This is a genomic window from Streptomyces sp. NPDC002386, assembly GCF_053593175.1.
The window spans coordinates 416,473-434,250 of sequence record NZ_JBSFBX010000001.1 but is presented as its reverse complement, the minus strand read 5'-3'; the positions used below and the strand labels follow the sequence as shown (position 1 = coordinate 434,250).

The window sequence follows — 17,778 nt, the reverse complement described above, 5'->3', positions numbered from 1 at the left end:
GGTGCCGCGCCGACGCGCCCCGCTACTTGCCCGAGTGCAGCGCCCGGCCCACCACACGGCGGGCGCGCCGGTAGACGGAGGCCGCGGGCGCGGGGACGGCGTCCTTGACCCGCTTCGACCGGGCCAGCTCCCGCCGCAGCCGGTCGTTGTCCCTGGACAGCTCGCCGACCTGGGTGTGCAGCCAGCCGAACCGGGTGGTGAGCGAGGACAGGTCGGCGTCGTTCCAGGGGCGCACGCCCGGCGGGAACGCCAGCGACCGCATCCGCTCCTCGAAGGCCACGCCGCCGTCGCCGTGCGTGAAGGTGTTCTGCAGCCCGTTCTTGTCCAGGAAGCGGGTGAACCGCTCGAAGCGCTCGGCGTGGTTGCCGGTCAGCCCGCTGAAGTCGGCCTGCTCGTACAGCCGCGCCGGGTCAGCCGCCGCGGGGTCCTTGGCGACCTTGTCCAGGCGCTGGTGCGGGATCTCGAAGTAGCGGCACAGCTCCAGCGTGCGCGAGTCCCCGCACAGCACCGTCGCGGGGGTGCCGGCGAGCAGCGCCGCGATGTTGCCGTGGATGCGGGAGCCGAAGGAGAAGTCGAACGGGCGCAGCTCGTCGATCCAGGTGATCGGGTCGACGTACACCCGCACCTTGTCCTCCCGGTACATCGGGTGGTCCGGGTGCGTCGGTATCGCGGTCACCGCGGCGTTCGGGTCCGACATGTCCCGCCAGTGGAGCTGCCGCGCGTCGCTGAGGTTCTGGCCGATGAAGCGCAGGTTGGGGTAGTGCTCGTGGGTGCGGCTGATGATCCGGCCCAGCCCCTGCTTCTTCACCGCGCTGTGCGAGCCGTTGATCGCGATCCGCGACTCGGCCGTCAGGGCGGGAAGCTGCTTGCGCACGTCGAGTTCGCGGCCGTACATGAACAGCGACGGACAGCCGATGACCTCTACGTCCTTGAAGCCCATGTCCCGCAGGTACGTCTCGGTGAACTCACCGCGCACGCCGATCGAGGCGCTCCGGTCCAGCACCGCCGAGCAGAACGCGCGCACGGTCGGCTCGATCCGCTTCAGCCGCGCCGCGTCGTAGCCCACCCCGGTCTGCGCGCCCACACCGAGCACCACCACGGGGATGCGCAGCTTGGAGATGAGACGGGTCAGCCGCTGCAGCGCCACCTCGAAGGACGGGCGGAAGGCGTTGGCGAGCGGCACGACGAACGCGTCGTACTCCGCGTTGATGCGCGCCGCCGCGGCCACCTCGGTACGTCCGCCGTTCGAGATCACCTCGGTGTCCGGTGTCTCGAGGATCTTGTGCGCGGCGTCCTGGAAGATCAGGTTGCCGGAGTTGGTGGCGATGACGTCCTGGTGGAGGGCCTGCTCCACGGAGAAGACGTCATAGGGACTCTTGCCCGATCGGAGGAGGATGCGCTTCTGGGGGCGAACGGTAGGTGACACAACAGTCAATTTAAATTGGTGAAGGGTTTAATTTCTATAGGCAACGGGTACAACCTTTTTGCCGTAAGCGAACTGTGAGCAAACGGTTACCGTGTGCCTGTCCGCAAACTGGACCGATGCGCACCCCACGGCCCCCTTCGCGTAGATTGCCGCACAGGCAGCGTGGCCGCTCAAGGCATCCGGTACGGGGCGAGGGGACAGCAGGCAAGGTGACCGAGGCAAGGCAGGCCGTTGGTGCGGCCCGCAGGATCGTAGTCAAGGTGGGCTCCTCCTCGCTGACCACCGCCGCGGGCGGTCTGGACGCCGACCGGGTCGACGCCCTCGTCGACGTCCTCGCCAAGGTGCGCAGCGGAGGCGAGCGGGAGGTCGTACTGGTCTCCTCCGGTGCCATCGCGGCCGGACTCGCCCCGCTGGGGCTGCGCCGCCGCCCGAGGGACCTCGCCCGCCAGCAGGCCGCCGCCAGCGTCGGCCAGGGTCTGCTCGTCGCCCGCTACACCGCTTCCCTCGCCCGTTACGGGGTCCGGGTCGGCCAGGTGCTGCTGACCAGCGACGACATGAGCCGGCGCGCCCACCACCGCAATGCCTCCCGCACGCTGGACAAGCTGCTGGCGATGGGCGCCCTGCCGGTCGTCAACGAGAACGACACCGTCGCCACCGACGAGATCCGCTTCGGCGACAACGACCGCCTCGCCGCCCTGGTCGCCCACCTCGTCCACGCCGACCTGCTGGTGCTGCTCTCCGACGTCGACGGCGTCTACGACGGGGACCCGAGCAAGCCCGGCACCTCGCGGATAGCGGAGGTGCGGGGCCCCGGCGACCTCGCCGAGGTCGAGATCGGCAGCGCGGGCAAGGCCGGGGTCGGCACCGGCGGCATGGTCACCAAGGTCGAGGCCGCCGGGATCGCCGCGGCCGCGGGCATCCCGGTGGTGCTCACCAGCGCCGTCCACGCCGCGGAGGCGCTGAACGGCGGCGACACCGGCACCTACTTCCACCCCAGTGGCAAGCGCTCCGCCGACCGGCTGCTGTGGCTCCAGCACGCCTCCACCCCGCAGGGCTCCCTCACCCTCGACGACGGGGCGGTGGAGGCTGTCGTGAAGGGGCGCAAGTCGTTGCTGCCCGCCGGCATCGCCGCGGTGGAGGGCGACTTCAGCGCCGGCGACCCGGTCGAGCTGCGTGACGGCGGGGGGCACGCGGTGGCCCGGGGGCTCGTCAACTTCGACGCCAAGGAGATCCCCCTCCTGATCGGACGTTCGACCCGGGAGCTGGCGCGCGAGCTGGGTCCGGCGTACGAACGCGAGGTCGTGCACCGGGACGACCTGGTACTGGTGCGCTCGTCGCACGCGTGAAGCCGGTCCCGGAACGGGGCGTACGGAACGCTCCCGGTGGGGGACGTTCCGTAAAACCGCCACATGGAGCCCGGCGGCCTGCTCAACTTTCTCTCGGGGACATGTTGATGGGACACGTTCCGTCAAGGGTCATGCGAGAAGGAGGCCGTCGTGAGACGAGCGCGCCCCGGGACGGCGTCCCGCGGTGCTCTGACGAGCGTCGCGGCCGGAGAGACCTACGAGCGACGTGAGGGACCCAGGGACCTGCCCAGGCTGTGGCACGTCACCCTCAGCGTCTCCGGGGCGGAGGTGCCGCTGCCCGATCTGCGGCGCGCCCTGGAGCAGCTCGCCCACGACCACCCCTTCCTGCTGACCAGCAGATACGCGGGCGACCACGCGGAGATCCGCTACTGGGAGGAGGCCCGCGACCTCCATGACGCGGCAGCCGTGGCGCTGCGGCTGTGGGGCGAGCACCGGCAGACCGCCGGACTGCCCGCCTGGGAGATCGTCGGCCTGGAGGTCATCGACCGCGAGACGTACCACCAGCGCATCGCCGAGGGGTACGGCCCCGCGCCCGCGACTCCGGTGGGAGTGCACCCGTTCTGAACGGCCGCCCGGGGCCGCGGGGCCCCGGCTCCACGAGTGAGGTCGACGGCGGGATTCACCCCCCTTTGACCCGTCTCGCGGTGTGGGACGACGGCTGAACGGCCCGGTGCCGCGCACTACCCTTCCCCCATGACCACGCTCTCGCCGTACGACTCCATGTCCCCGGTCACCCAGGCCGCCTACCGGGCCAAGGCCGCCGCCGCCGATCTCGCGCCGCTCCCGCGCGCCGTGAAGGACGACGCGCTGCTCGCCATCGCCGACGCCCTGGAGGTCCGGACCGGCGAGATCGTCGAGGCCAACGCCAAGGACGTGGCCAAGGCCCGGGAGAACGGCACCAGCGAGTCCGTGGTCGACCGGCTCACCCTCACCCCCGAGCGCGTCCGCGCCATCGCCGCCGACGTCCGCGACGTCGCCAAGCTGCCCGACCCGGTCGGCGAGGTGGTGCGCGGCTCCACCCTCCCCAACGGCATCGACCTGCGCCAGGTCCGCGTCCCGCTCGGCGTGGTCGGCATCATCTACGAGGCCCGGCCGAACGTCACCGTGGACGCCGCCGCGCTGTGCCTCAAGTCCGGCAACGCCGTCCTGCTGCGCGGCTCGGCCTCCGCCTACGAGTCCAACACCGCCCTGGTCCGGGTGATCCGGGACGCCGTCGGCGGCGCCGGGCTGCCCGCGGACGCCGTCCAGCTCGTGCCCGGCGAGAGCCGCGACTCCGTCCGCGAGCTGATGCGCGCCCGCGGGCTCGTCGACGTGCTCATCCCGCGCGGCGGCGCCTCGCTGATCCGGACCGTGGTGAGCGAGTCCGTCGTCCCCGTCATCGAGACCGGCACCGGGAACTGCCACGTCTACGTCGACGCGCAGGCCGACATCGACATGGCGATCGACATCCTGATCAACTCCAAGGCCCAGCGGGTCAGCGTCTGCAACGCCGCCGAGACCCTCCTGGTGCACCAGGACATCGCCGCGGAGTTCCTGCCGCGGGCCCTCGACGCCCTGGCCGAGGCCGGGGTCACCGTGCACGCCGACGAGCGCGTGCTGGCCCACGCCAAGGACTCCAAGGCCACCGTGGTCGAGGCGACCCCGGAGGACTGGGAGACCGAGTACCTGTCGTACGACATCGCCGCCGCCGTCGTGGACTCCCTGGACAAGGCCGTCGAGCACATCCGGCTGTGGACCTCCGGGCACACCGAGGCGATCGTCACCACCTCCCAGCAGGCGGCCCGCCGGTTCACCCAGCTGGTCGACTCCACCACCGTCGCCGTGAACGCCTCCACCCGGTTCACCGACGGCGGCCAGTTCGGCTTCGGCGCGGAGATCGGCATCTCCACCCAGAAGCTGCACGCCCGCGGCCCGATGGGCCTGCCGGAGCTGACCAGCACGAAGTACATCGTCACCGGCGACGGGCACGTACGCCGCTGACACCGGCCGCGGGCACGCCGGCGGGCGGGCCTGGCGGAAAGGCGTCTCGGCAGGCGGATGAATTTCCGTACCGTCTGCCCAAATTGACCCCCCAGGTCTACTCTGGATCCGTGCCGGAGGACGTGGGGGGCACGCCGTTCTCGGACGGCTGGGAGCCCGACGACGACCAGGACCGCGGGGTGTCGGACGAAGAGTTCGCCTCCGTGGTCTTCGACGAGGCCTTCGTGCAGGCGGCCGTGGTGCACGAGCCGACCGCCGTCGAACGCCTCCTGGCCGCCGCCCAGGCCAGAGCCGAGGCCTCCGAGGCGGAAGCCCGCCGCGCCCGCGCCGGAGGCGACCGCTACGACGACGGCTACGGCCTCGACGGCGCCGGATTCGGTCATGATCAGGACGACGACGAGTTCGACGACGACCATGCCCACGGCGACCAGCACGGCTCCTTCTGGCCCTACGGCAAGCAGGTCCGCTGGCACCGGCCCGTCGCCTGGCTGCTCGCGCTGGTGATGGGCGTCGGCATGGTCGCGCTGGCCTTCGCCGCCGTCTACCGGGGCGCCTCCTCCGGCACCCGCGACCGGATGCCGTCCCCCGCCTCCACCGGCCTGGAGCAGGGCGCGGCGGCACGGCCCTCCGCCCCCGCCGGCACCGCACGCCCCGCGGTCTCGGTGATCCCGCGATCCCCCTGAAAGCCGCCCCGCGTTTCTGGTGAGAACCTGTCAGAAGTTGTCGCGCAGCGGTGCGTTTACCGGAGGCCCCCGAGACCTACCCTGAAAGTATGGGCGGGCCTGGAGACCCACCGGAGGGGACACCCGAGGGCGGCCCCGCAGGTGGCGAGGACGAGTACCGATCCGTCGTGTTCGACGAGTCGTTCGTCCGCGCTGCCCGCCTCCAGGAGTACTCCGCACAGGAGCGCATGACCGACCACTCACCCGCCGTGCGCCGCCGCCCGCCGCTGCGCCGCGGGCTGACCCGGCAGCTCCTGATCCTCCTCCTGCTGATCGCCGTCGCCTTCGGCACCGCGGTCTACATGGGGGTCCGCCACCCCTACGGCTCCCCGCAGGCCCGGCCCACCGTCGAACCCCTGCGGATGACCGTCATCCCGCTGGTCCCGCAGGGCAGGGTGCCGGGCGCCACCGACGCCGAGCACCTGTACGCGCACAGCCCGGCCGCCCAGTTCGAGGTCGGCGCCGCGGGAATCCCGCTGCCCGCCTCGCGCAGCACCGCGCACTTCTCGGACAGTCAGGTCACCGCCGCCCTCAGCATCGCCAGGAACTACCTGGTCCGCTCCTCCCTCGACCCCGACGTGCTCACCGGCCGCCAGGTCCGCCCGGTCCGGGCCCTGCTCGACGCCGACCAGCTCGCCCAGTTCGACCGCGGCTTCGACCACCCGGCGGCGGACGGCCGCCACGCCCCCACCGGCTGGCTGGTCCGAATCGACCCCTCCCGTGCGCGCCTGGCCGACGACCGGATCCGCGCCCAGGGCACCCTGCGGGCCGCCGAGACCGACGCGGCCACCCTGGAGATCAGCGCCGACACGATCTTCGTCTACGCCCTGCGCCCGGCCGGTGCCGCCGCCGACGCGGCCGCGTCCCTCTTCACCGTCCGCCGCGAGCTGGCCTTCCGCTTCACCCGCGACGACCTGCGCGTCGGCCAGCTCCGGCTGTCCGGCTCCTACACCCAGGCCGGCCCGCTGTCCTGCGCCGAGGACGCCACGTCGTACCTGCGCCCCCTGCTGCCCGGCCAGAGCGCCCGGGGCGGCGGCCCGGCGGGCACCAACCCCTACGCGGCGGACAGCACCACGGCCCTGTGCGGCACGCTGGCCGACGCGGCCCAGCCGAAGGTCTGACACCGGAGGCCGGACGTGTCCGGCCTCCGGCTCCGGGGCCGGGGGGCCGGCTACTGCCCGTCGTGCCCGGAGGTGCCCCGCGGCCCGTCCGTCCCGTCCGCCGGTCCGCCGTCCGGTCCGTCCTTCGGCGGGGCCGGGCTCCGGAAGCCGTCGAAGCCGCGGCGGACCCGGCCGCCGATGTCACCGGCGCCGCCCGCGAGGTCCGTGACCAGCTTCATCAGCGGGTCCTTGGACGTCTTCACATCGCTGGCGTAGCTCGCGGCGGACTCCCGGAATGAGTCGCTCACCGAGGCGTCCTTGTCCTCGCTGCGCCGCGGGTAGTGGCCGTCCATCAGGCGCTGGTGGTCCCGGGACTCCGCCCACTTCTTCAGCTCCGCGGCCCGGATGGTGGCGAAGGGGTGCGAGCGGGGCAGCACGTTCAGGATCTTCAGCACCGAGTCGCGCAGATCGCCGCCGGCCTCGTACTCCTCGGCCTGCTCCAGGAACGCGTCCACGTTCATCTCGTGCAGGTGGTTGCCGCCCGCCATCTTCATCAGGCCGCGCATGGAGGCCCGCAGATCCTGCCCCACCAGCAGCCCGGCCCGGTCCGCCGACAGCTCCGACTTGCGGAACCACTCCCTGAGCGCGGTCACCAGCGCCATGACCGCTATGTTGCCCAGCGGTATCCAGGCCACCTTCAGGGCCAGCGTCGTCAGGAACAGCAGGATCGTGCGGTACACCGAGTGACCGGACAGCGCGTGCCCCACCTCGTGCCCGACGACCGCCCGCATCTCCTCCTCGTCGAGCAGCTCGACCAGGCCCGTGGTGACCACGATGACCGGCTCGTCCAGGCCGATGCACATCGCGTTCGGCTGCGGGTCCTGCGTGACGTACATCGGCGGGACCTTCTCCAGGTCCAGGATGTAGCAGGCGTCCAGCAGCATGGTGTGCAGGTGCGCGAACTGCCGCTCCGAGACACGCACCGAGTCGGACAGGAACAGCAGCCTCAGGCTCCGCTCCGGCAGCAGTCCGCTCAGCGCCTTGAACACGGTGTCGAAACCGCTCAGCTTGCGCAGCGCCACCAGGGCCGACCGATCGGCCGGATGCTCGTAGGCGCGCGAGGAGATCCCCGGGAAACGCCTGCGCTGCCTGCTCGGCACGTGCTCGTGCCCGGTCTGCTCACGGCCGTCGTCGGACATGTCTTCCCCCATGTGCGTGTCAGTGCCACTGTCGCCCCCGAGGCAGGGGCCAGCCTAGGCGGAGTTACCGTGGACGGGCAGTACAGCGAAGGAGACCACGTCATGGAGTACCGCCCCCCGGCCACCTGGCTGACCGAGGCCGCCGGCGCCGCCGCCCAGCAGCACGGATCGGGCAACCTGCTCCGGATCGTTCTGATCGTGATGTTCCTCGGCTGCGCACTGACCGCATGGCTCCTGCTGCGCGGCTACAAGCAGAAGGACGACTGACCGGCCGCCGGAGTTCCCCGCCCGCGGCGCGCTCGACGCCCCGCGTCCGCCGCAACGGCGGAGTCGGGGTGATCGCCGCCGGGCCGCCCGCTTACGATGAGCCGACATCTCCATCCCGCCCACACGCGATTGGTCCTGCCGATGAGCCTCCACCTCGCCGCCGCCCAGCTGGTCACCCTCGCCGCCGAGGGTGGGGAGCACGGCGGCAACCACAACAGCCTGAACCCGGCGGTCACCGGCGGCGGCGCCCTGATCGTCCTGCTGCTCCTGCTGTGGATCACCACCCGCTTCAACCGCGACCGCTGAACCGGGACCCCGTCCCCGGCCAGGGCCCCCGGACCGGGCCGGTAGGGTCTGCACGCATGGAACAGCAGGACAAGCCCACCGGTCCGGTGCGCACCCCGGCGCCACGTCCGGGCAGCGGCCCCGCCCACCCGGGCAAGCGCCGCCTCGGCGTCATGGGCGGAACGTTCGACCCGATCCACCACGGGCACCTCGTGGCGGCCAGCGAGGTCGCCGCCCAGTTCCAGCTGGACGAGGTGGTGTTCGTGCCCACCGGCCAGCCGTGGCAGAAGTCCCACCGGAAGGTGTCCCCGGCCGAGGACCGCTACCTGATGACGGTCATCGCCACCGCCGAGAACCCGCAGTTCTCCGTCAGCCGCATCGACATCGACCGCGGCGGCCCCACCTACACCGTGGACACCCTGCGCGACCTGCGGGCCCTCAACCCCGACACCGACCTGTTCTTCATCACCGGTGCCGACGCCCTCGGCCAGATCCTCACCTGGCGGGACTCCGAGGAACTGTTCTCCGTCGCGCACTTCATCGGCGTCACCCGCCCGGGCCACCACCTGACCGACCAGGGGCTGCCCGAGGGCGGAGTCTCGCTCGTCGAGGTTCCCGCGCTCGCCATCTCCTCGACGGACTGCCGCGCGAGAGTCGCCAAGGGCGACCCCATCTGGTACATGGTGCCGGACGGAGTCGTGCGTTACATCGACAAGCGCGAGCTGTACCGCGGCGAGTGAGCCGAGAGGGGCCACCGGTGAACGACCGATACGACGCGGATGACGCCGCCCAGGGCGCCGCCCCGTACGAACTCGTCGGCTACGACGAGTACGGGCAGCCCGTTTACCGGCAGATCCCGGCACAGCAGACGCCGCAGCAGGCCTACGACCCGTACGCCCAGCAGGGCTACGGCTACGACCCGTACGCGACGGGCCCCCAGCAGCCCCAGTCCTACGACGCCTACGGAACCGGCCGGCAGCAGCCCGCCACCCCCTCCTACGACCCCTACGGCTCTCAGGCCCCGTACGACGCCTACGGCGCCGGTGCCCAGGAACCCGCCGCCCCGTACGACCCGTACGGGCAGGCGGCGACCAGCGGGCAGCACCCGCGGGTCGCCGAACAGACCGCCTACATCCCGCAGCAGGCCGGCCCCGGCGGCACCACCGCCCCGCGGGAGCCCGAGGCCCCCGAGCCCCCCGCCGCCCCCGGTGAACCGGACGGCGGCGGCGACCAGTTCGCCTTCGTCGAGGAGCCCGACGGCGACTCCGAGGACGTCATCGACTGGCTGGCGTTCACGGAGAACCGCACCGAGCGCCGCGAGGAGGCCCGCCGCCGCGCCCGCAGCCGGATCACCGCCCTCGTGGTCGTCCTCGCGCTCGTCGCCGTGGGCGGCGTGGGCTATCTCTGGTACGCCGGGAAACTGCCCGGCCTGTCCTCCTCCGGGTCCAAGCCGGGCACGGCCACGCCGGTGGGCGCCCAGAAGCGCGACGTGATCGTCGTCCACCTGCACAACACCGGGAAGTCCGGCACCTCCACGGCACTGCTGGTCGACAACACCACCACCAAGCAGGGCACCACCGTGCTGCTGCCCAACTCCCTCGCGCTGAGCGGCGACGACGGCTCCACCACGACGCTCGCCAAGTCCGTGGACGACGACGGCGCCTCCGGCACCCGCGACCAGCTCGACACCGTCCTCGGGACCAGCATCCAGGGCACCTGGCGCCTGGACACCCCCTACCTGCAGAACCTCGTCGACCTGGTCGGCAACATCGACGTCGACACCGACACCGACGTGCCCGACCCGGATGCCAGGAAGAAGGGATCCGCCGCGCTGGTCCACCGGGGCAAGGCGCAGACCCTCAGCGGCAAGATGGCCGTCGCCTACGCCACCTACCGCGCGTCCGGCGAGTCCCAGAACGCCCAGCTCGAGCGGTTCGGGCAGGTCATGCAGGGGGTGCTCCGCAAGCTCTCCTCGGAGCCCGCGGCCGCCACCACCACCGTGCAGACCCTGGCGCAGATCCTCGACCCGCCGCTGACCGACAAAGACCTCGGCTCCTTCCTCGCGGGCCTCGCCGACCTCGCCAAGGGCGGGGACTACCGGACGGCCCTGCTGCCCGTGCAGAGCGACGGCACGCTGAGCGCCGCGACCGGCGACAGCGTGGTCAAGAACATCCTGGGCGGCACCGCCAAGAGCCCCGACGCGGGATCGGCGGTGCGGGTCTCCGTCCAGAACGCCACCGGCGTGAAGGACGACACAGAGAAGGCCCGCGTCGTGCTCCTGAACGGTGGTTTCACCTTCCTGGAGGGCGGCACCGCGGCCGGCGCCCGGACCACCTCCCAGGTGCTCTACGCCGACGCCGCGGACAAGGCGGACGCCGCCGAGGTGGCCAAGACACTGGGCCTGCCGGCCGGCTCCGTGGCCAAGGGCACCGTGTCCTCCGGCGCCGACGTCTCGGTCGTCCTCGGCGCCGACTACCGGCCCGCCTCCTCCTGACCGCGGCCCGGGCACCCCACGCGACGCCGTAATCGCGTGGGGTGCGCCAGGCGGTCCGTGAGACCCTTGAGGTCAACAGACCGCCGACCGAAAGCCGCGTAGTGACCGCCACCGATCGTTCCCTCGACCTCATCAACACCGCCGCCCAGGCGGCGGCCGACAAGCTCGCCCACGACGTCATCGCCTACGACGTCAGCGACGTGCTGTCGATCACGGACGCATTCCTGCTGGCCTCCGCGCCGAACGACCGCCAGGTCCGGGCGATCGTCGACGAGATCGAGGAGCGCCTGCTCAAGGAGCTCAGCGCCAAGCCCGTTCGCCGCGAGGGCGACCGCGAGTCCCGCTGGATCCTGCTCGACTACGTCGACATCGTCGTCCACGTCCAGCACAGCGAGGAGCGGGTCTTCTACGCCCTGGAGCGGCTGTGGAAGGACTGCCCCGAGCTCGAGCTGCCCGCCGACGCCAAGGCCACCCGCGGCAAGGCCGAGGAGCACGCCAAGCTGCAGGCCGCCGAGGCCGCGGAGGAGCCGGACGGGGACTGGCGATGAGTGCCACCGGCGAAGTGACCGACCGCAGGGGCCGGGGCCGCCGCATCATCCTGTGGCGGCACGGCCAGACCTCGTGGAACGTCGAGCGCCGCTTCCAGGGCAGCACGGACGTCGAGCTGACCGAGACCGGCGTCGGCCAGGCCCGCCGCGCCGCCCGGCTGCTCGCCTCCCTCGCTCCCGACGCGATCGTCTCCTCCGACCTGCGACGGGCCGCGAACACCGCCGCGGAGCTGGCCGCCCTCACCGGGCTCGACGTCACCCGTGACGAGGGCCTGCGCGAGACCTACGCGGGCGTCTGGCAGGGGCTGACGCACGACGAGATCATCAGCCGCCACGGCGAGGAGTACGCCGCCTGGAAGCGCGGCGAGGCGGTCCGCCGCGGCGGCGGTGAGCTGGAGACCGAGGTCGCCGACCGGGCCGCCCCGGTCGTGCTGCGGCACGCCGACAAGCTGCCCGAGGACGGCACCCTCGTGGTGGTCAGCCACGGTGGCACCATCCGCACCACCATCGGCCGGCTCCTCGGGCTGCAGGCCCCGCACTGGGAGAGCCTCGGCGGCCTGTCCAACTGCTGCTGGTCCGTGCTCGGCGAGGGCGCCCGGGGCTGGCGCCTGCTGGAGCACAACGCGGGCACCCTCCCGGAGCCCGTCCTCGGCGACGACGACTGAGCGGCTCCCGGGGCCGCGTTCCCCACCCGGGGGCCCGGATTTCACTTTCCGGCAGGTCACAGGCTAAAGTTCTTCTTGTTCGCCCCGCCGAGCGGGGCGAAACACCATGCGGCTCGCCGCGTGGGACAAGGGGCTATAGCTCAGTTGGTAGAGCGCCTGCATGGCATGCAGGAGGTCAGGAGTTCAATTCTCCTTAGCTCCACGGATCGACACTCTGTCGAGTTGTCAGAGATCGGTGATGAGGATCCCGTCCCCCTCGGGGGGCGGGATCCTCTGTGTTCCGGCGACTGTTGCGCGCGACCCACCGGATGGCCTGTTCCTCGCGTTACCGGCTGGTCCGGCTGACCCGGCGGGGCGATGTTGTGCAGACTGGTCCCGTTCCGGCTTGAGTCACCCGGGGTCCCGCGGGCGTATACCTCCACGGAGGCGTTCCCGGCGGGCGCGCGGACACCGGTGGACCCGGCCGTGAGGGGCGCCGTGTCCGGACCGGTACCGAGGCGTCGCTGACCGTATTGGCCCGGCCGTGGCAGAATCAAACGGCCGGAAGGGGGCGCGGCCCGACGGGAGGAGTAGCGATGCCTGCGAGCATCCTTGGGGAGGTCGGCCACCTCCTCGGTGCTGCGTTGATACGGGACACGACCACCCGGCTCAGCTGCCCCTCCTGCGGTTCCGGGCATGTGGCGCAGGTCCTCGGCGACAATGGCGGTATCTCCTACGTGTGCACGGCCTGCGGCCACAGCTGGAGCTGATCGATGGGTGCACACAGGCGAAAGTGCGACTGGTGCGGCAGTGGTACGCCGATCGTCCGTGACATGGAGCCGATCAATCCCGACTACCAGTACTGGTGCGAGGAATGCGCGCGGGCGCTGATCATAAAAGGCGACCCGATCGAGACGTACCGCGAGCTGGAGGGCGAGCCGATCTACGGCCGTCTGCTCGAGGAGCACTGCACGCTCAAGAGGTTCTACTCCTTCGTCACCGCTTGACGTATCGCTGACCCCTGCCGCCGCCCCGGCAACGATGTCGAGCCCCCGGCCAGCGCCAGGCACAGCGCCGCGGTCCCCGCGTAGAGGGCCGAGAGCGTCATCTGGACGCCGTTCTGGTGCAGTTCGGGCCGTGCCGGACCGTGCGGCACCCACCAGGGGACGTACGCGCAGAACACCAGGGCCGTGCCCGCGGCCGCCACCCGGTGCCCGCGCGTCCACAGCAGCAGCACCAGGGGTACGCACCACACCCAGTGGTGCGTCCACGACACCGGGCTGACCAGCAGCGCCGTGACCGCGCAGCAGCACACGGCCCAGGCCCGCAGCCCGCGCAGCTCCGCCCGCACCGCCACCGCGAGCCCCACGGCCGTCACCACGGCCGCGCAGGCCGTCCAGGCGGCTCCCGGGTCCGGAGTGTGCAGCAGACGCGCCAGCACCCCGCGCAGGGCCTGGTCGGCGGTGTCCTCGGCGTGCCCGACCCGGTCCGAGCGGAACACCGTGTCCGTCCAGAAGCGCCACGAGTCGTACGGCAGGACGGCGGCCGCGAGCAGCGTGGCACCGGCGAACGCGACGGCCGCCCCGCGCGCGTGACGCAGCCACGGCTCCCCGTCACCGCCCCGCAGCCGCGCCACGACCCCCGTGGTCAGCAGGAACACCGGGAACAGCGCCGGCGTCAGCTTCACCGCGGCGGCGAGCCCGAGCCCCACGCCGGCCCAGCGGCCGCGGCCGTCGGCGCGGTGGCGGGTCAGGTCCCGGAGCACCACCGTGGCCAGCAGCAGGTTGACCTGGCCGTAGCGCAGCGTGGTCCACACCGGCTCGCACCAGACGGCCGCCGCCGCGACCCACCAGACCGTCTCCGCGCGCGTGTGGCCGACGAGTCTCAGGGACAGCCGCACGAACACCAGCAGCAGGACCAGGTTCCCGGCCGTGGCCAGCGTGCGCAGGACCGCGGTGCCCGGCAGCGTCAACGCCGTGAACAGCAGGGCCGCGAACGGGGGATAGGTGGTGGGCAGGTGCGCGGCGGTCGCCCGCAGCGCGTACAGATCACCGCCCGCGCGGACGGTGGCGCCCTCGGCCCGGTACACCATCAGGTCGATCATCGACACGTGCGCGGCCCGCTGGGCCAGCCAGAACGCGGTGAACGACACCAGGCACGCGCCCGCCGCCACCGGTACGCGACGCCGGGCTCCGGGGAACGCTGTCAGGGTCACGAAAGCAGACATTAGCCTCCGTACGGGAGCCAAACGGAAACCGATTTGGTACTGCACCCCGGGGAGCGTGTAATGTTGGCGTCGCCGCCGGGGAAACCGGGCGGAACAAAGCAAGGGGCTATAGCTCAGTTGGTAGAGCGCCTGCATGGCATGCAGGAGGTCAGGAGTTCAATTCTCCTTAGCTCCACAGAAATCGAAGGCGGACCATCCGAATGGATGGTCCGCCTTCGACGTGTTTCCTGTCACGTTCCTCGTCGCGGACGTGTCCGCCACCGCGGCCGGCTCGTACGCGCGCGTGTGCTCCGGCAGACGCGCGCGGGGGGACCCGGTTCGGATCCCCCCTCCGTCACGCGCGGCCGAGTCGTCAGCGGCCGAGGGCCCGCCGGCCCCGGCCCTGGGAGAGGACGGGCAGATTGCGTGACGGCGCCTGGCCGCGGGTGTCCTCCTCGATGCGTAGCGCCAGGGCGGGGCAGCGGCGCACCGCGCGCAGCGCCTTCGCCTCGGCGTAGCGCGGCACCTGAGCCTGCGCCACCGTCGGGAAGCCGTCCGCGCCGAGTTCGAAGACCTCGGGGAGGATGTCGGCGCAGAGGCCGTGACCCCGGCACAGCGTCCAGTCGACGTGGATCTTCTGGCGGCTCCCGCCCGTCTCCTCGGGTCCCGCGCCGCCCGCGATGCCCGAGGGGGCCCTGCCCCCCTCGAAGAGCGGCAGCACGCCCTCCACGGGCCGTCCGCAGCCGTTGCCGAGGACGTGCGCGGCCAGGTCGTCGGTGAACGCCTTGATGGTCGACTCCAGGAACATCGCGGAGCCGTCGGGGTGCGAACACGCCCCGCGCCGCTTCACGTTCTTCGCGACCTGCTTCAGTGCCTCCAGGGCGGCCGGTCCGCCGCCGTTCAGGATGTCCTCCAGGCCGCGCGCGGCGGCGGGCAGCCCCAGGTAGCAGGGCCCGCACTGGCCGGCGCTCTCCTCGGCCAGCCACTGGGCCACCCGCAGCGACTCGCCGAGCGGGCAGGTCTCCTGGCTGATCGGCAGGATCGCGCCCGCCCCCAGCGAACCGCCCACCGCGTCCAGCGAGTTGCGGGAGACGATCGCCTCGTTGACGGTCGCGGCGTCGATCCACTTGCCGTGGTAGCCGCCGGTCAGCACGCCCTGCGGCACCGGCGGGGCACCGGCCAGCTGCAGGACGTAGCGCAGCGGCACGCCGGTGGGGACCTCGAGCACCATCGGCCGGGCGACCGCTCCGGAGACGGTGAGCATGACGGTGCCCGGCTCGTCGTACAGGCCGGTGTTGCCGTAGCGCTCCGGGCCGATGCGGGCGGCGATGGCGAGCTGCGCGAACGTCTCCGCGTTCGACAGCAGGGTGGGCGCACCGCCGACGCCGCTCTGCGAGGCGCTGATCTTGCGGCCCGGCGGGATGGCCGGCCCGCCGTCGACCGAGCGGATCAGCGACGCGGCGGCGCCGGTGACCATCCGGACCGGGTTGCGCTGCACCCACGCGCGCAGTGCCGACCTGCGGCTGTTGCTCAGGCCGCGTTCGGCGAGCGCGGCCTCCATGGAGCGCTGGGTGGACTCCCGGGTGACGCCGATCACGAGGGTGCGCGCGCCGAGCGCCTCGGCGCACAGCAGGGCGCCGTCCAGGATGAGGTGCGGGGCACGGTTGATGAGCACCGTGTCCTTGCGGCAGGCCGGTTCGTCCTCACTGCCGTTGACGACGACGACCGGCCGCACCCCGCGCTTGATCGCCGACTCGGCGACCGAGCGCAGCTTCCTGTGGAAGGGGAAGCCCGCGCCGCCCCGGCCCTTGAGGTTGATGCGCTCGGCGAGCTGGGCGAGCTGCTCGCCGCCCAGCGGGTCGAGCGGCCCGTGCACCTTGAGGTGCATGGGCAGGTCGAGCCGCTCCACAAGGTCGAAGCCCGAGGTCAGCTGGGGAAGGCCGACCACGCGGACTTCCGGGACGTCGGGCAGGGCCTCGTTCACCTATAGCCTCCGGAAGGCGTGTTCCAAGGTTCGCCCGAACCCGGCGTGTCGTACATGCCGGGGTTTGTTTCGGTGGCGGGACCGCTGTTGAACGTGTCACCCGAGTTGTACGTCCCGTAGGCGGCGTTCGTCTCACCGGTGTCGTACACGTCACGTCCGCCGTATCCGCCCGTGCCCGGATTGCCATAGGCCGGGATGTTGTATCCCGTGTCCTGGAGCGGGTCGTACGCCGACGGCGGGGCCTCGCCGACCGGCGGCGGGGACGGGATCGGCCAGCTCCCCGAGGTGCTGGACGGCCCGTCCACGCGCGGCATCGCCTCCGTGGCCTGCATGTCCAGCGGCAGGTCCATGCGCGCGGTCCGGTCGGCCGTGTACGGCTGCTGCGGCCGGCCCGGCGTGGACACCGCGCGGTAGGCGGCCGCGAAGCCGGAGGCGGGCTCGGCGGCCGGCGCGGCGGGGGTCTGGTACAGCGGCCCGGGGCCGGCCGGCGGGCCGGCGGGCGACGGCCTCTGCTCGCGCCGGGACTCGAAGCCCGGCAGGGCGGACTCGCCGGCCCGGGAGCGGCTCGCGTCCAGCTCGTCCAGCCCGCGCCGCTCCGAGCTGCCCAGCACGGCGACGAGCCGGTCGGCGACCCTGCGCTTGACGGGGCGCGGGGCCGAACGCAGCGCCAGCGCGCCCATGACGCCGAGCAGGGACAGGCTGTAGAGGATCACGAAGACCGGCTTGGCCTGGCGACCCGCGTAGAGCCCGTGCACCAGCGCCGCGCACCAGGCCGGATAGGCCAGCATGTGCATCGCCCGCCAGCGGGCGGCGACCGGGGCCGGCGTGGCGAAGTTGCTGCGCAGGGCGCCGGTCACGCCCACGAAGATCATCAGCAGGCCCGCCAGCGAGCCCAGGCCGATCAGACCGCCGCTTCCGGTGACGCCGAGCGAGAACGGGATGACCGCGGCGATCAGCTTGGTGTGGTCCAGGGCGATCTTGGTGGTGATGTGCAGCAGCAGGAACGCGATGGAGGCGACCGCGGTGGTCCGGTGCACCGCCTGGCCGACGATCCGCTGGCGCGTGTTCAGGAAGATCCGGTCCTGGGCGAACAGCCCCCAGATCACCGAACAGCTCAGCGAGACCAGGGACAGCACGCCCGCTCCGAAGTTCAGGAACTCCTGGAACTGGCTGCCTCCGACCAGCACGATCACGGGTATGAGCAGCAGGACGACGGCGGACGCCACCCCATAGGCCGACCGGCCCGGCTTGGGGAGCGAGCTGTTACTACGACGAGGGTTCATGGGGGCAACTCCGAGCAGTTTCGGGAAAGCGGTCCCGCTGCCGAACTCTAAGTGGCGCCATACCGATCAGTAGGAGCTTTGAGTTATTGCGTTGTTATCAAAGGACAATGGGACTGGGACGGTGTCCCTTAGTGGCTGTTACGCGAAGTAATCTCTGACCTTGGTTCAGTTGCGGGCGGGCGATGTGACATGTCCACCAGGCATACGGAAGCGCGTCGCGGCTTGCTCAAGGGCTGCGGTACCCTAGCGCCATGCGTGCCGTACGCCTTCTGC

Annotated in this window: 18 protein-coding genes and 2 tRNA genes; 15 read left to right on the top strand and 5 right to left on the bottom strand. The window is 72.0% G+C overall.

Translation table 11 applies throughout. From position 1 onward, the window contains the following. Positions 1-22: 22 nt before the first annotated feature. On the bottom strand, positions 23-1,354 hold the full coding sequence (locus ACWCPN_RS01960) for a polysaccharide pyruvyl transferase family protein (protein WP_451201817.1): 1,332 nt from the start codon (positions 1,352-1,354) through the stop codon (positions 23-25). 281 nt (positions 1,355-1,635) lie between these two features. Here ACWCPN_RS01960 and proB point away from each other — a divergent pair, with 281 nt between their 5' ends. The 5 genes from proB to ACWCPN_RS01935 all read left to right on the top strand — a co-directional run bounded on the left by proB (position 1,636) and on the right by ACWCPN_RS01935 (position 6,616). Continuing rightward, the gene (gene proB / locus ACWCPN_RS01955) at positions 1,636-2,772 is read left to right on the top strand and encodes a glutamate 5-kinase (protein ID WP_451201816.1); all 1,137 of its coding nucleotides are present in this window, start codon (positions 1,636-1,638) and stop codon (positions 2,770-2,772) included. Positions 2,773-2,922: 150 nt separating this feature from the next. Then, on the top strand, positions 2,923-3,357 hold the full coding sequence (locus ACWCPN_RS01950) for a hypothetical protein (protein WP_199210507.1): 435 nt from the start codon (positions 2,923-2,925) through the stop codon (positions 3,355-3,357). Positions 3,358-3,486: 129 nt separating this feature from the next. After that, positions 3,487-4,773 carry a glutamate-5-semialdehyde dehydrogenase gene (locus ACWCPN_RS01945; protein WP_392291603.1) on the top strand — a complete coding sequence of 429 codons (1,287 nt, stop codon included), beginning with the start codon at positions 3,487-3,489 and terminating at the stop codon, positions 4,771-4,773. A gap of 110 nt (positions 4,774-4,883) precedes the next feature. Beyond that, positions 4,884-5,456: an SCO2584 family spore wall biosynthesis protein gene (locus ACWCPN_RS01940; protein ID WP_451201814.1), complete on the top strand. Its 573-nt coding sequence runs from the start codon at positions 4,884-4,886 to the stop codon at positions 5,454-5,456. A gap of 89 nt (positions 5,457-5,545) precedes the next feature. Beyond that, on the top strand, positions 5,546-6,616 hold the full coding sequence (locus ACWCPN_RS01935; protein ID WP_451201813.1) for an SCO2583 family membrane protein: 1,071 nt from the start codon (positions 5,546-5,548) through the stop codon (positions 6,614-6,616). Positions 6,617-6,666: 50 nt separating this feature from the next. Here ACWCPN_RS01935 and ACWCPN_RS01930 read toward each other — a convergent pair whose 3' ends face one another. After that, positions 6,667-7,794, bottom strand: a complete 1,128-nt coding sequence (locus ACWCPN_RS01930; RefSeq protein ID WP_451201812.1) for a M48 family metalloprotease — start codon at positions 7,792-7,794, stop codon at positions 6,667-6,669. Between the two features lie 102 nt (positions 7,795-7,896). On the opposite strand from ACWCPN_RS01930, the gene ACWCPN_RS01925 reads away from it, so the two are divergent. The 9 genes from ACWCPN_RS01925 (at position 7,897) to ACWCPN_RS01885 (ending at position 13,039) form a co-directional block, all read left to right on the top strand. Next, positions 7,897-8,061 carry a hypothetical protein gene (locus ACWCPN_RS01925; protein ID WP_199210504.1) on the top strand — a complete coding sequence of 55 codons (165 nt, stop codon included), beginning with the start codon at positions 7,897-7,899 and terminating at the stop codon, positions 8,059-8,061. 141 nt (positions 8,062-8,202) lie between these two features. After that, positions 8,203-8,367, top strand: coding sequence for a hypothetical protein (locus ACWCPN_RS01920; RefSeq protein WP_143632228.1), 165 nt, complete (start codon positions 8,203-8,205; stop codon positions 8,365-8,367). Between the two features lie 56 nt (positions 8,368-8,423). Then, entirely contained in the window at positions 8,424-9,086 is a 663-nt protein-coding gene (gene nadD, locus ACWCPN_RS01915) for a nicotinate-nucleotide adenylyltransferase (protein WP_451201810.1), read from the top strand. A 17-nt stretch (positions 9,087-9,103) separates the two neighbouring features. Beyond that, positions 9,104-10,840, top strand: a complete 1,737-nt coding sequence (locus ACWCPN_RS01910; protein WP_451201809.1) for a LytR C-terminal domain-containing protein — start codon at positions 9,104-9,106, stop codon at positions 10,838-10,840. Positions 10,841-10,941: 101 nt separating this feature from the next. Further along, a complete protein-coding gene (gene rsfS / locus ACWCPN_RS01905; RefSeq protein ID WP_451201807.1) occupies positions 10,942-11,388 on the top strand; it encodes a ribosome silencing factor in 447 nt (148 codons plus the stop codon). Continuing rightward, a complete protein-coding gene (locus tag ACWCPN_RS01900; protein WP_451201806.1) occupies positions 11,385-12,053 on the top strand; it encodes a histidine phosphatase family protein in 669 nt (222 codons plus the stop codon). The genes rsfS and ACWCPN_RS01900 overlap by 4 nt, the downstream gene beginning before the upstream one ends. 129 nt (positions 12,054-12,182) lie before the next feature. Continuing rightward, positions 12,183-12,255: transfer RNA gene (locus ACWCPN_RS01895), tRNA-Ala, on the top strand. 373 nt (positions 12,256-12,628) lie between these two features. Further along, positions 12,629-12,802, top strand: coding sequence for a hypothetical protein (locus tag ACWCPN_RS01890; RefSeq protein ID WP_451201805.1), 174 nt, complete (start codon positions 12,629-12,631; stop codon positions 12,800-12,802). Positions 12,803-12,805: 3 nt separating this feature from the next. After that, the gene (locus ACWCPN_RS01885) at positions 12,806-13,039 is read left to right on the top strand and encodes a hypothetical protein (protein ID WP_006136074.1); all 234 of its coding nucleotides are present in this window, start codon (positions 12,806-12,808) and stop codon (positions 13,037-13,039) included. Here the strand turns inward: ACWCPN_RS01885 and ACWCPN_RS01880 are convergent. Beyond that, a complete protein-coding gene (locus tag ACWCPN_RS01880) occupies positions 13,018-14,247 on the bottom strand; it encodes a glycosyltransferase 87 family protein (RefSeq protein ID WP_451201803.1) in 1,230 nt (409 codons plus the stop codon). The genes ACWCPN_RS01885 and ACWCPN_RS01880 overlap by 22 nt on opposite strands. A gap of 114 nt (positions 14,248-14,361) precedes the next feature. On the opposite strand from ACWCPN_RS01880, the gene ACWCPN_RS01875 reads away from it, so the two are divergent. After that, positions 14,362-14,434, top strand: a tRNA-Ala gene (locus ACWCPN_RS01875). 177 nt (positions 14,435-14,611) lie between these two features. Here ACWCPN_RS01875 and ACWCPN_RS01870 read toward each other — a convergent pair. Together ACWCPN_RS01870 and ACWCPN_RS01865 are read right to left on the bottom strand one after the other, a co-directional pair. Then, positions 14,612-16,222, bottom strand: coding sequence for an NADH-ubiquinone oxidoreductase-F iron-sulfur binding region domain-containing protein (locus ACWCPN_RS01870; protein WP_451201801.1), 1,611 nt, complete (start codon positions 16,220-16,222; stop codon positions 14,612-14,614). Further along, entirely contained in the window at positions 16,219-17,505 is a 1,287-nt protein-coding gene (locus ACWCPN_RS01865) for a cytochrome b/b6 domain-containing protein (protein ID WP_451201800.1), read from the bottom strand. Before ACWCPN_RS01865 ends, ACWCPN_RS01870 begins: the two co-directional genes overlap by 4 nt. Positions 17,506-17,778: the final 273 nt, after the last annotated feature.

What these genes read in the sequence shown, in the direction of transcription:
- ACWCPN_RS01900 (WP_451201806.1), top strand. Translation starts at nt 11,385, where the DNA reads ATGAGTGCCACCGGCGAAGTGACCGACCGCAGGGGCCGGGGCCGCCGC.
- ACWCPN_RS01935 (WP_451201813.1), top strand. Translation starts at nt 5,546, where the DNA reads ATGGGCGGGCCTGGAGACCCACCGGAGGGGACACCCGAGGGCGGCCCC.
- nadD (WP_451201810.1), top strand. Translation starts at nt 8,424, where the DNA reads ATGGAACAGCAGGACAAGCCCACCGGTCCGGTGCGCACCCCGGCGCCA.
- ACWCPN_RS01945 (WP_392291603.1), top strand. Translation starts at nt 3,487, where the DNA reads ATGACCACGCTCTCGCCGTACGACTCCATGTCCCCGGTCACCCAGGCC.
- ACWCPN_RS01885 (WP_006136074.1), top strand. Translation starts at nt 12,806, where the DNA reads ATGGGTGCACACAGGCGAAAGTGCGACTGGTGCGGCAGTGGTACGCCG.
- ACWCPN_RS01890 (WP_451201805.1), top strand. Translation starts at nt 12,629, where the DNA reads ATGCCTGCGAGCATCCTTGGGGAGGTCGGCCACCTCCTCGGTGCTGCG.
- ACWCPN_RS01925 (WP_199210504.1), top strand. Translation starts at nt 7,897, where the DNA reads ATGGAGTACCGCCCCCCGGCCACCTGGCTGACCGAGGCCGCCGGCGCC.
- ACWCPN_RS01930 (WP_451201812.1), bottom strand. Translation starts at nt 7,794, where the DNA reads ATGTCCGACGACGGCCGTGAGCAGACCGGGCACGAGCACGTGCCGAGC.
- ACWCPN_RS01865 (WP_451201800.1), bottom strand. Translation starts at nt 17,505, where the DNA reads ATGAACCCTCGTCGTAGTAACAGCTCGCTCCCCAAGCCGGGCCGGTCG.
- ACWCPN_RS01920 (WP_143632228.1), top strand. Translation starts at nt 8,203, where the DNA reads ATGAGCCTCCACCTCGCCGCCGCCCAGCTGGTCACCCTCGCCGCCGAG.